Raw genomic sequence first — 12,544 nt, forward strand, 5'->3', positions numbered from 1 at the left:
GTACTAACGCGCTAAGCGGCAATAGTTAACAAAACGGCGTTCTAAGCAAAGTGATTGACGCTTTGAGCGCCACTCCCTCGTTGGTATTCAAATGCAATCAATTCCTCGGCAGGTACAGGTCTACCTAAGAAAAAACCTTGTACGACGTCACAGTGGAGAGACTCCATTCGTGTGAGTTGAGTTTGAGTTTCTACGCCTTCGGCTACTACTTTCATTCTTAGGTTGTGAGCCATGGATACAATCGCGCGAACTAATGAATCGTCTTGATCGCTTTTTCGGATTTGAGCGATAAATGAACGATCAATCTTGAGCCCGTCAAAAGCCATATGTTGCAGGTAGGCAAGGGCAGAATATCCTGTGCCAAAGTCATCTAGCCAAACTTCCACTCCGATACTTTGTAGTTTTTTAAGCACATATTGAGCTTTCTCTGTATCATCAATAAAAAGTGACTCTGTCACTTCAACATGAATGGTTTGAGGGGCGACATCATGTCGTTGTAAATACTTAGAAAATAATTGACTTAAATCTTGGCGATAGATTTGTCTTGGGGACAAGTTTAATGCGATGTGAAAATCAGTACCGAAATGTTCTGCCCACATTGCCCGCTGAGCAACTGCCGTCTCAATGATATGTTCTCCAAGCTCCAATATTAAATCACTTTGTTCTGCGATCGGGATAAACGATTCTGGACTGATATAACCTTTCTCGGGATGATTCCACCTAACCAATGCTTCGACCCCAATTAGGCGATAGGTTTTTAGATCAAATTGTGGTTGATACCACAGCTCGAATTGAGACAAATCACGTACTGAACGACGCAGTTCTCGTTCTATGTATAAACGTTGTTTAATCGTTTCATCAAACGTGGAATCGTATATCGTCATAATGTCTTTACCGCGTCTTTTGGATTCCTGCGCCGCAAGAGAAGAAAGCTGTAAAAGAGACTCAGCGTTTGAACCAAATTCTGGATACACAGCAACTCCGAGGCTTGCCGTAATTTGAATATCGTTCTCTTCCAAACTAAAGGGAGAGAGTAGTTGGCGATGAATAGCGTGCGCTTTTTCTCTAGCTTCATGATTGTCCGAGCACGGAAAGGCCAGTACAAATTCGTCCGCACCTACTCGACTTACGATGGTAGAAAGGCGGTAAAGCGGCTTAAAATAACTCGGCAAACGGCCTTGAAGCTCTGAAGCAAGATGGCCTAGCAATTTATCCCCAATGTTATGTCCGTAGTTATCGTTAATGTGCTTAAAGTCATCCAAGTCAATAAACACAACCGCAAGTGAGGGAGATTTGTGGTCAGTTATTTGCGTTTGAATATCAATGAGTAACTTTTCTCGGTTTGGCAGGGAAGTCAGAATATCGTGGTATGCCATGAACTCAACTCGGCTGGTGTATCGGTTCACTTTGTTTGACATTTTGTTGTACGCCGAAATAAGTTCTCCCACTTCATCTTTGCTTTGTATGTCGGTGACTGGCAGCGCTTGGGTATTTGACTCTGAAAATTGATCTTTTAGTTGCTTGAGTGGCTTAGTTAACGACCGCCCCAAAGCATAAGCGATGATGCTACCGAATAGAACGGATATCCCACTGATCGTTAGCAGCAAGTTAAACATCTTCTGTTTATCGTTTGAGGTAATCGCTTGGACTTGTTCAATGTTCTGTTCTTTCTCTTCCAGTAGATGTATCAAGTTAAGCTCAAGATATACCGCCCCAAGAGTAATGTTTGATTGCTGAATCGGCGCTGCGATCTCCAACTGATGCTTGGAAAAGGAAACGAGAGTTCTGGATTCTTCTATTGCTTTCAAAATAAAAGGAGAGCGGTAATGAGGTTGGGCAAACATCCTTAGCTGAGTAGTACCGTCGTGAAAGATTAGCCCTTCATTGTCAACAACATGTATTTTCGAGACATCTGGCTGGCTCAATGTTGCCTTAATTTGCTCATACGCTTGACTGATATTGTCTGTATAGAGTGGATCAAAAAGCTGTTTTGATAATAGCTCTGCATAAACCAACCCTTTTTGCTTAACGTAAGATTCGGTTTTTTCTTGAGAGTTGTTCGTGATTTGTTGAGTTAAGCTATTTGAATACGCATCGTAACCGTGCATGTATAACGCAAGATTTATCACCACAACAAACAAGACAACGAACATTGTCGAGCAAATGTATTTGGTTTCGAGTGAGAGCTTTTGAAACATCAATCCACCTTCGGTAACAAGTGAACTGACTTGCGCACTGTACTTAAGGAGGCTCGCATTTCTGGAGTAAGTGCGCTGAATTTTTTGGTGTTCTGAAACTTTTTAAGTGCGAGAGAGCCTTCGTGAGTTGTATCCATATCAAGCAGTATGGACGTGATTTTACGCTGTTGCTCTAGGCTCATGCTTGGAGAAGCGAGAATCAAATCCCTGGGTATTTCAACAGAACGAGAAAAAATCGCTAGTTTGTCTTTCATGTTCTCTGGCAAATCTTTGGGATTGTTCCAGTTGAAGTTACTGAATGCTCCTGCTGCAACTCTCTGTTTATATACCCATACAGATAGGTTGATTTCATTTGACTGAGCGAGTTGCTCATCAAGGAATAAATAACCAATGCTGTCTTTGGCCGGTTTGTCATCAGGAGAGGGAAGGTATTGCAGTTTTTCTCCGTGATTCAGCAATGTAATCGCAGGTAGGTAATAGCTGCTGGTAGACGTGCGCTTTTCGAAAACAAGCGTTTTTCCGCGCAGGTCAGAAAGTGACTCAATGCCACTCTCTTTATTAGTAAAGAACACCGTATGATATTTTTGCAGGCCTTTTTTCCATCGTATAGCAAGGACTTGGCTATTAGACTGCTTTTCTAAGGTCATCGCATTAAAGGGGGTCGCCGTTGCAATTTGAACGGTGCCATTTTCAAGCGCAACCGCGAGCTGACGATAATTTTTAAATACCTTTACCGCCCCTTTTGCGTAACCATATTCAGCCATATTTTCAGTTACATACTGAGTAAGGGGCGTCGCTTTTTTGATTTTGCTTTGGGCTTTATTGGACACAATGCCAAATGTGAATGTTTTCTCAATATTTTCTTGTGCACTGACGACAAAAGGTGAACTCAGCAAAGTGAGTAATAACAGAGTGCAGGCAGGTTTCATCCGGCTTCAACTTCCTTCTGGTGCATGTCAGTAATATTTAGTATTTATCAATGTGCCGAAATCAATCTTAAAAACAGTATGATGTACAAATTTCGTTGTGTGCGCACTTTTTATAATGTGACTTGGTCACTTATTCCGTTCAAATAGTACCGAATTTGACGTTTATGTACAGAATGAATGTATCACCGTGAGTCTGAATTCACTGGATTCTTGGTCAAGCGCTGTATTGGCTGTGAGCTAATGCGCCTTATGTATCGCTATTTTGTACTAAGAAAATTTTTCCAATTGTTTTTGATACTTTTTCTCGAGAGCTTCATTGCCTGCTGCACGTTCAAGTTGAATCATGAGTTGCAAAGAGGGCTTCTTCACGCCATACATTTGATTGAATCTCATTAATCGAATTCTAGCTTCAGTATAATCACCGCTATCAATTTCTATTTTAGCGAGTTGCAAAATCGATTTTGGTCTATGGGGATCATGATCGATAGCTCTAGTAAAGTAGTATCTCGCTTTGTCTTTATCTTGTGATTTTAGCGCACAAAAAGCTGCATTCTCATAGCTCGCTGGAATAAGGTAGTAATAAGGCTGCTCAATGGCTCGATTAAACATCTGATCGGCTTTTTCGAAGTCACCTCGCTTGCAAAGAAAAGTACCGTAGTTATTGAGCACATTTCCGTTTTTAGTGTGTTGGCGTAGAGAGCGTTTATACATCTGTTCGGCTTTAATATCTTCACCAACCGTTTCGTAGTAGTGAGCCATAGATAATTGCGCGCGATAGTATTGAGGTGCGTGGTTTAAGGCTTGTTGTAAGTTATCGTGCGCGCGAATCATGTTACCGCCGTCTAAATAACCTAAGCCAAGTGCGATACGTGATTCTGCCATTGCCACAGGATCGGCTTTAACGACAGGGCTTCCATCTTCTTTCACCGTCACGCAACCCACGAGTGCAAACTGAGACAATAATATTAGTGCACCGAGCTTTGCTGTTTTCATTCTTTATCCCTACATCCCTGAATCTTTCTGCATGATATGAATTACTTAGCAAAAGCCTATTGAGGAAAAAACACTATGCGATCAGGTTTGCAAACTGTTATGAAAAAGCCGCCATATGGCGGCTTGGTTCACATATTACATTTCGGTAATGATGAGTGCTTTGTTTGCTTATTTTGAAGCTAATCGTCTTTAGTGAAAGCATCTTCACTGAAGTGATCGAGGTCGTACGGTGTTTGCTGATAAACACAGTAGTTCAGCCAGTTTAAAAAGAGGAGGTGTCCATGGCTTCTCCAGCTTGCAATTGGTGGGTTATCTGGGTTGTTGTTTGGGTAATAGTTGACAGGAATAGCGGGCTCCATACCTTCGCTTAAATCTCGGATATATTCATTATGTAAGGTGTGAGAATCATACTCAGGGTGTCCTGTGACAAAGACATTGCGTTTGTCTTTTGTGGTGGCCAAGTACACACCTGCGACATCCGATGTCGCTAAAATGTCTAAGTCAGTATGCTCTTCTAGAAAGTGAGGCGAAAAATCTGCGTAACGCGAGTGAGGAGCCAAAAACGTGTCATCAAATCCGCGTAAGATAGGGTGAAATTGATGATGGATTTGATGATGATACACGCCTGAAAGTTTTTCTTTACGCGTTTTTTTAGGTAGATCGTAGAGTAGCTTTAACCCTGCTTGCGCAGCCCAGCAAACATAAAGAGTGGATGTCACATGATCTTTTGCCCACTCCATGATGGTTTTGAGATGATCCCAATAAATGACATCTTCAAATTGCACCAAACCTAATGGAGCCCCAGTAATGATCATGCCATCGAAGTTTTTATCTCGCACCATTTCAAATTGGCGATAAAACGTGTCTAAATGTTCAGTTGGCGTATTTTTACTCGGGCGGTTATCAATGCGCAGTAATTCGACGTTAACCTGTAGTGGGCTGTTTGAGAGTAGACGCAGAAACTGAGTTTCAGTCTCTATTTTTTTTGGCATCAGATTAAGGATCAGTACTCTTAAAGGACGTATTTCCTGACTCGCTGCACGCGTTTCACTCATCACGAAGATGTTTTCTGTCCTTAATACATCGGTAGCTGGTAATTGATCTGGAATTCTAATTGGCACGACTTTCTCTCCCTAAGTATAGTCAATCTAGACGTCTATACTTCTAAAGCTAACTTAATTAAGTTTAGATGTCGATACGAAATCCGACTTTTCAATCTACTCTTTACATTATGGTAAACCGTACTCGGGGTTGTCACACAATTGTGACTAAAGCAGAGTTTCTGATGAGATAGGTTTGAAACGCAGTGTGTACTATTTGCTGGTAATTATGCGATCACGTTAATATGTGAAGGTGACTTCGTATTAAGGAAGTCTCAAATTAATGAGCCATACTAAAAACAATCAGCTCACCATTTTGCATTAATGTGCATATTTGGAAACATCGTCAGTGGAGGACATTATGTTCGGTATTTTCAAGAGAAAGACAAAGATTCAGAGCATAGCTCAAGAAGTTCCTTGCGTGCTACTGCATTCGTTTGGTGATAAAGACATTTATACGCCGGAAGAGATTGATCAAGCTCTTCAAAAGCTGGGTTATGATAAGAGCAAGGATATCAGTCATTATCAGTATGCGTATGGAATGTTTGCCGATGAAGCCTCTTACGAGCTCCTAGAACTAACGGATGAGCTAGGTAATTATGGTCATTTCCAACGTGAAGTAGGTAAGATGCTACTCAATACACCTGAGCCGATTGATATGCATATCTACTTTGAAATTTCTCGTCAGCACCAAAACGTCAGCCTTTCACCTGGTCATCAAAAAGTAAGCGAAAGTGATGGTGTGTAAACATCGTTAGTGGTATTCCATCGTGAGATGAGTTGGGTATAATGCGCGGCCTAATTATCCGGACATGTTGTCGGTTACATTTCTGTTGAGCGTTAATGCCTTATGTTCAAAATGCTTGTCTCTATGCCACCAATGTTGGCGCTGTCGATAGCGATTGTATGTGAAGTGATTGCCACTTCTTATATTCCCAAAACAGAGCAATTTACGAAAGTAATGCCGAGCACAGTCGTTTTGATTGGTTACGGCATCGCTTTCTTCTTGCTTTCCGTCACAGTGCAAACAATGCCTGTCGGGGTTGTTTATGCCATATGGAGTGGTGCTGGGATCGTTTTGGTTGCGACGGTTGGTTACTTTGTTTACGGACAGCGTCTAGACTTACCAGCCCTAGTTGGTATTGGGTTTATCATCGCTGGTGTGTTGATCGTAAATTTATTATCCAAAACAGTAGGGCACGAATAACGCCACTCTACTTGTTAAGTGAATAAGAAGCCGCAGCGAGAAATTGCTGCGGCTTTTTAGTACAAATTCAATCGCTAATGGCGAGTATTGATATGACGTCTTATTGTTGTATTCATCACGGTCGCATTATGTGATTGAAAAACAGGCATTATTTAGCGCATTGAAAATACAAAGTTATGTTTCTTCAAACTTTAGGAAAGGGCAGTAGATAAATCACTCCGATAGATGTTAACGTGGCGACTCATCTTTACTGCTTTTTCATTCCCTACATATTTCTGCAAAGTTCTTATTGTGTAGTGTGTCGAAGAACCATAGAATCCGCGCGCTTTAATTTATGTTATTAGCGTTATCAATGATAAAAGTGCAGTCCATTATCATTGTTTTTATCACTTATAGATGGGCACATCTGACAATACTTACATGAACAAATACAAAAAGCCTGCATTCAAGGCCGAATTTCTTTTGCCTCGTTACTGGGGAACGTTAATTATCATTAGCGTGATGTACTTACTTAGCCTCCTTCCTTTTAAAGTTCAACTAGCTTTGGGACGCAACATTGGTCGTTTAGCTATGCGAATCATGAGAAAACGTCAAGTTACTATCAGACGCAATCTTGAGCTTTGCTTCCCTCATATGGAAGAATGCCAACGCGAAGCAATTCTAAAAGACAACATCGACAATACTGGCATCGCACTTTTTGAGACCGCGATGGCATGGTTTTGGTCAGATAAACGGGTAAACAAACACGTCACGATAAAAGGCATGGAGCATCTAGAGGCTTTAGAGAAGTCAGGCAAAGGTGCATTAATGTTGGCCGTACACTCAATGAATCTAGAGTTAGGTGCTCGAGCTTTTGGCATTAAAAAGTCTGGAACCGGTGTTTATCGCCCAAACAATAATCCGTGCTTTGATTATTTTCAGTATAAGGGACGCTCTCGCTCTAATCGTACACTGATTGATCGTAAAAACGTCAAAGCCATGCTTGAAGCACTTAAAACGGGTGAGCGGGTTTGGTATGCACCGGACCATGATTATGGTAACCGACGCTCGACATTTGCACCGTTATTTGCCGTTAAAAATGCTTGTACTACGACAGGTACAAGTTTGTTGGTTGATTCTACAGATTGCGCCATTGTGCCTTTTACGATGGTAAGAGGAAAAGACGGACACTATACCCTAACCATTAGTGCGCCCGTCGAAGGTTTCCCGAAAGAGGATCATCAACGTGCCGCCGCATTCGTGAATCAAATAGTTGAAACATCAATCATGGCAAGTCCGAGCCAGTATATGTGGCTTCATCGTCGGTTTAAAACTAGACCAGAGGGTGAGGACTGTTTGTACAAGCCTAGGCTCATCCCTAGCTTGGCATAACACATAGAGAGCCTACAAAAAGCCCAAGGAACATACGAACCTTGGGCTTTTACTTTCTATTCTTTTCGCTTTATAAGTAGCGATCTTTTAGGTGAGCTTGAAAGTGTTTAGCATTCAGTGTTTCACCCGTGGCTTGTTTTACCAACTCATCAGTGGTGAATAAGCTACCTTTACTCCAGATGTTTTCCGAGAGCCAATTGAATATCGGAGCTAAGTCGCCAGAACGAATAACCGCATCTACATCGACGGTTTGTTTCATTGCTGCCATAAATTGTGCAGCGTACATCGCACCGAGCGTGTAGGACGGGAAATAGCCAAAACTTCCGTCTGTCCAATGGATATCTTGCATACAGCCATTTTTGAAGTTTCCTTCGGTTGATAGCCCCAAGTACGCTTTCATCTTTTCGTTCCAGAGTTCTGGTACATCTGTATGTTTGATGACGCCGTTCATGAGATCTCGCTCAATTTCATATCGAAGGATAACGTGAGCAGGATATGTTAGTTCGTCAGCATCTACGCGAATAAAGCCTTTTTCTACGCGAGTGTAAATTTTGGCTAAATTGTCTTTTTCGAATTCACTACCAGAAAAATGGTTAGAAGCCAGTCGAGCGAGGTGATCGATAAACGCGCTGCTTCGTCCTATTTGCATTTCAAAGAAGAGTGATTGTGATTCATGAATACCCATAGAGCGAGCTTCTCCCGCGGGTGTTCCTGATAAATCTTTTGGTAGCCCTTGCTCGTATCGAGCATGGCCAGTTTCGTGGACAATCCCCATCAATGATTGGACAAACTCGTTTTCATTATAACGTGTCGTAATACGCACATCTGTCGGTACACCGCCACAAAATGGGTGGGTACTCTCATCAAGTCGACCGTGTTCAAAATCGAATTGAAGTAGCTTCATGACTTCCAAACCGAGCGCTTTTTGCTTTTCCGCAGGGTAGTGTGCAGTTGGCAATAAGATGTTGTCTGATTGTTGTTTTTCAAGCGCTTCATCGATCAAAGTAGGAAGCCAGGTTTTCACGTCAGCAAAAAGAATGTCTAACGACGCAGACGTTGTGCCAGGTTCATAAACATCGAGCATGGCATCATAAGGAGTCGTGCCATTTGCTTCGGCTCTAATTTGCGCTTCTTCCTGCGATAGCTTTACGACTTCAGCCCAGTTCTTTTCAAAACCAGCCCAGTCATTTTCTCCACGTTGCGTACGCCATGCATGTTCACATTTGGAGCCAGCAAGAGATTGAGCTTGAACTAATGATTCTGGTAGTAAGTTAGCTTGCTGCCACCCACGCTTCATTTCTCTTAGGATAGATTTTTCTTTTGTAGACAGCGTCTCTTCTTCTGCCTGAGCGAAAAGCTCTCCCAAGTGCGGTTGAGTCATTAAAGAATGGATATGTACATCGAGCTCTGCCGTGGCATTCGAGCGTGCTTCAGCGCCACCAGGTGGCATGACCGCCGCTTGATCCCAATCTATGATGGCTGATAGATGCTCAAAATTTGCCACTTTTTTGGAATGTTCAACGAGTTTTGTAAATGCGTTCATGTGACTACTCTTATTCTTTTGTTCTTTCCCTAAACACCCGATAACGGGTCCTTCATATGGTGTTGCACTAAGCAACCTGCGTTAATTTACTAATAATTAACAATTAACTCCAACCCATTGTCCATAAACTCACCCAGTTGTATAGCTCTCTTAAAAAAGAAGCTTGCGAATCTTGTGGATTGGCGGTATTGATGAAGGATTGACAATTAATTATCACGATAATATGGATATTTTGAATTTCGAGGCATTTATTATTGCCATTACGATTTTAACGTTAACGCCAGGTTTAGATACTGCACTTGTTATCCGTAACACTAGCCGATCGGGCCTAAAAGATGGATGTACAACCAGTCTAGGGATTTGCTTTGGCTTATTCGTACATGCTTTTTTTTCTGCGGTTGGTATCTCGGCGATTCTTGCGCAATCAGCAGAGTTGTTCCAAATCGTAAAAATGATTGGCGCAGCTTATCTTATCTGGCTTGGTTTGAGCAGTTTAAAAGCGCTAATGTCGTCGAAAGATGGATTGACCGTGACCGAGCAGATTCACGAAGTGTTTAATGGTAAGCGCTCTTTTAGAGAGGGCTTTCTTTCTAACGTCTTGAACCCGAAAACGGCGGTCTTCTATTTGGCTTTCTTGCCACAGTTTGTGAATCCAGAAGGTTCACCCTTGCTTCAATCAATGATGATGGCATCTGTACACTTTGCTATTGCGATGGTTTGGCAGTGTGGTTTAGCTGGCGCGCTTAACTCGGCTAAAAATCTACTAAAGAATGCAAGCTTTATGAAGTGGATGGAAGGCGCGACGGGCGCAGTATTAGTCGCACTTGGTGTGAAGTTATTAATTGAAAAACCCGTTTAATGCGTAATATTTATCGATTGTTGATACTACTCGCTGTATTTATTGTGGGGATAGGTGCCGCTGTTGCTTGGCATACGTGGCCACAAGTACAGTTTGCGCAACGCGGCATGATCTGGTCTTGGCACTGGGGCTACTTCGAGCCTTTTGCTAATGGAATACAACAAACGCGAACTCAAGACACTAAACAGTTATTGCTCAGGCGTGTGTATTTGCATGACGCTATTGTCGTTTTTGTTTCGACAACTATGGACAATAAATTTGAGGTTGACGTTGTAAAAGAGCAAACCTGTGAACCTAAAACGACAACTTGGGCTTCGGTCTCTGTCAATCATCAACGTGTTAGGCATGTACCTATGGTGTGCGATGCGTTTGGGCAAGGCTACTTTTATCGCTACATCGGGAAACATCTGGAATCGATTGAGGTTGGTGTCGGCGACTCGTTTGTAACAGAAGCATTTTTAGACTGGCCGCTATCAGAGTTGAAAGCGGATCAATTCAAGCAAAAAAATGCGAAGTTTTTTGAAGAACGTGGAGAAAACGTTGAGCATCAATGGTTGAGAGATTAACCATTTAACCGAAGATAAATAAAGCCCGCTAAATAATAGCGGGCTATGTGTTTTTACCATTTCTAATGTGTTTTGCTCTCTGTGACTGGTAGTTTGTGACCGCAAACCTGCCGTTTCACTAAGCTTTCACTGCTTCAACTTCACCTGATTGCGATGTTGAGCTAAAGAACAGTTTGGTTTCTGCCAGTACGACGTGACGCAGTGCGATCAAACCAATTAGGTTAGGAATTGCCATCAGACCGTTTACGATATCAGCCAGTAGCCAAATCATATCGAGGTGAAGGAATGCACCAGATGCCACCAAGCCGACGAAAATCAGTTTGTATGGAAGCACAGCTTTAGTTCCGAACAGGAACACAACGCAACGCTCACCGTAGTAGTTCCAACCAAGAATGGTGGTAAAAGCGAAGAACATCAAACCGATTGAGACGAGCATAGGGCCAAATGTATCTGCATTTAAACCCACCGCAAAAGCATGAGTCGTCATCGCGGCACCTGCAAGGTCACTTTGCCATGCACCGGTCAGGATTAGAGCAAGGCCTGTCATGGTACAAATAATGATGGTATCGAAAAAGGTACCCGTCATTGAAATTAGGCCTTGTTTAACACAAGAGTCTGTCTTCGCTGCTGCTGCTGCCATAGGCGCGCTACCCAAACCAGATTCATTTGAGAACACACCGCGAGCGATACCTGATTGGATTGCCAACATGATGCTTGCACCTAGAAAACCACCAGTCGCTGCTGTTGATGTAAAGGCTGAAACCAGCACTAATTCAACGGCATTGAACAATTGGTCTGCATTCATGATGATCACGCTTAAACACGCCAACACATAAAATACAGCCATGGTAGGAACCACTTTTCCTGCAACGTTAGCAATGGATTTGATGCCACCCAAAGTTACGAAAGCAACCAAAAGAGTTAGTACAAAGGCAGATAGCTCACGGTTAACACCAAGAGATATCTCACTTGCATCCAGAATCGCGTTTACTTGTGGAAACGTACCGATACCAAAACAAGCAACACCCAAAGCAAACACTGCAAACATGATCGCGAGAGCTTTTGAGCCAACACCGTATTGCAAGTAATACATTGGGCCACCAATCATTTGGCCTTTATCATCGACTCTTCGGTACTTAACCGCCAACAAACATTCGGCGTATTTAGTCGCCATTCCGAAAAGGGCTGCGAGCCACATCCAGAATAGAGCGCCTGGTCCACCGAGTTTGATTGCTGTGGCAACACCAACAATGTTACCAGTACCAATTGTTGCTGAGAGCGCAGTACAAAGAGCTGCAAAGCTAGAAACGTCACCTTGAGTATTAGATGACTTATCTTTACTGAATACCATCGCTAGCGCTGTTGGGAGGTGTTTAAACTGGATCAAGCCAAGGCTAAAAGTGAAGTAAACCCCTGTACCTACTAGCAAAATAAGCAGCGGTGGACCCCAGACAAAATTATCGATGGTTTGTAGTAAAGATTGTAGGTTGTTCATGATTTCCCCTTAATAAAACAACTAATAAGGAGAAGAGGGAAAGGACGAGATCAACGATCTCTAAAAGAACTAAGCTATTGGTTGTAGGCGGGAAGGCCAAGCAAAATAGTTAGGTTGTAACTTTCCACTCCTCTGTCCTTTTGCCTGAGAGTTTCACCTTGCGTGAGTGCAAGACTTGCTCCTTCGGCGACCGATTTAACGGTTCTCTCCAGAGGTTCCTCCAACTACAGTCCCCGCTACCTAGGTAGCACCTGAAATAGTTAATTCTTCGGCGAGTTATGCT

General features: G+C 42.6%; 11 protein-coding genes and 1 riboswitch. Of the genes, 5 read left to right on the forward strand and 6 right to left on the reverse strand.

From position 1 onward, the window contains the following. Positions 1-41 precede the first annotated feature (41 nt). The 4 genes from R7R24_RS08060 to metA all read right to left on the reverse strand — a co-directional run bounded on the left by R7R24_RS08060 (position 42) and on the right by metA (position 5,241). Positions 42-2,198 carry a GGDEF domain-containing phosphodiesterase gene (locus R7R24_RS08060; RefSeq protein WP_054577885.1) on the reverse strand — a complete coding sequence of 719 codons (2,157 nt, stop codon included), beginning with the start codon at positions 2,196-2,198 and terminating at the stop codon, positions 42-44. Then, positions 2,198-3,127 carry a phosphate/phosphite/phosphonate ABC transporter substrate-binding protein gene (locus tag R7R24_RS08065; protein ID WP_054577884.1) on the reverse strand — a complete coding sequence of 310 codons (930 nt, stop codon included), beginning with the start codon at positions 3,125-3,127 and terminating at the stop codon, positions 2,198-2,200. The genes R7R24_RS08060 and R7R24_RS08065 overlap by 1 nt, the downstream gene beginning before the upstream one ends. 267 nt (positions 3,128-3,394) lie before the next feature. After that, positions 3,395-4,120 carry a type IV pilus biogenesis/stability protein PilW gene (gene pilW / locus R7R24_RS08070; protein ID WP_017820928.1) on the reverse strand — a complete coding sequence of 242 codons (726 nt, stop codon included), beginning with the start codon at positions 4,118-4,120 and terminating at the stop codon, positions 3,395-3,397. Positions 4,121-4,299: 179 nt separating this feature from the next. Continuing rightward, entirely contained in the window at positions 4,300-5,241 is a 942-nt protein-coding gene (gene metA / locus R7R24_RS08075; protein ID WP_005377792.1) for a homoserine O-acetyltransferase MetA, read from the reverse strand. A 340-nt stretch (positions 5,242-5,581) separates the two neighbouring features. On the opposite strand from metA, the gene R7R24_RS08080 reads away from it, so the two are divergent. From R7R24_RS08080 to R7R24_RS08090, 3 genes are all read left to right on the forward strand, one after another. After that, the gene (locus R7R24_RS08080) at positions 5,582-5,968 is read left to right on the forward strand and encodes a DUF6559 family protein (RefSeq protein ID WP_005377791.1); all 387 of its coding nucleotides are present in this window, start codon (positions 5,582-5,584) and stop codon (positions 5,966-5,968) included. Positions 5,969-6,091: 123 nt separating this feature from the next. Next, positions 6,092-6,427 carry a DMT family transporter gene (locus R7R24_RS08085; protein WP_069593657.1) on the forward strand — a complete coding sequence of 112 codons (336 nt, stop codon included), beginning with the start codon at positions 6,092-6,094 and terminating at the stop codon, positions 6,425-6,427. Positions 6,428-6,847: 420 nt separating this feature from the next. Continuing rightward, entirely contained in the window at positions 6,848-7,798 is a 951-nt protein-coding gene (locus R7R24_RS08090; protein ID WP_054576479.1) for an LpxL/LpxP family Kdo(2)-lipid IV(A) lauroyl/palmitoleoyl acyltransferase, read from the forward strand. A 70-nt stretch (positions 7,799-7,868) separates the two neighbouring features. Here R7R24_RS08090 and R7R24_RS08095 read toward each other — a convergent pair whose 3' ends face one another. After that, positions 7,869-9,341 carry a carboxypeptidase M32 gene (locus R7R24_RS08095; RefSeq protein WP_005377788.1) on the reverse strand — a complete coding sequence of 491 codons (1,473 nt, stop codon included), beginning with the start codon at positions 9,339-9,341 and terminating at the stop codon, positions 7,869-7,871. A 223-nt stretch (positions 9,342-9,564) separates the two neighbouring features. On the opposite strand from R7R24_RS08095, the gene R7R24_RS08100 reads away from it, so the two are divergent. Continuing rightward, positions 9,565-10,200 carry a LysE family translocator gene (locus R7R24_RS08100; RefSeq protein ID WP_017820932.1) on the forward strand — a complete coding sequence of 212 codons (636 nt, stop codon included), beginning with the start codon at positions 9,565-9,567 and terminating at the stop codon, positions 10,198-10,200. Next, the gene (locus R7R24_RS08105) at positions 10,200-10,766 is read left to right on the forward strand and encodes a hypothetical protein (protein ID WP_005385713.1); all 567 of its coding nucleotides are present in this window, start codon (positions 10,200-10,202) and stop codon (positions 10,764-10,766) included. Before R7R24_RS08100 ends, R7R24_RS08105 begins: the two co-directional genes overlap by 1 nt. Positions 10,767-10,884: 118 nt before the next feature. On the opposite strand, the gene R7R24_RS08110 is transcribed toward R7R24_RS08105, so the two are convergent. Beyond that, the gene (locus R7R24_RS08110) at positions 10,885-12,261 is read right to left on the reverse strand and encodes an alanine/glycine:cation symporter family protein (protein ID WP_005377785.1); all 1,377 of its coding nucleotides are present in this window, start codon (positions 12,259-12,261) and stop codon (positions 10,885-10,887) included. A 122-nt stretch (positions 12,262-12,383) separates the two neighbouring features. After that, a riboswitch (glycine riboswitch) is annotated at positions 12,384-12,483 on the reverse strand. Positions 12,484-12,544: the final 61 nt, after the last annotated feature.

It is taken from the genome of Vibrio sp. 704 (assembly GCF_033339295.1).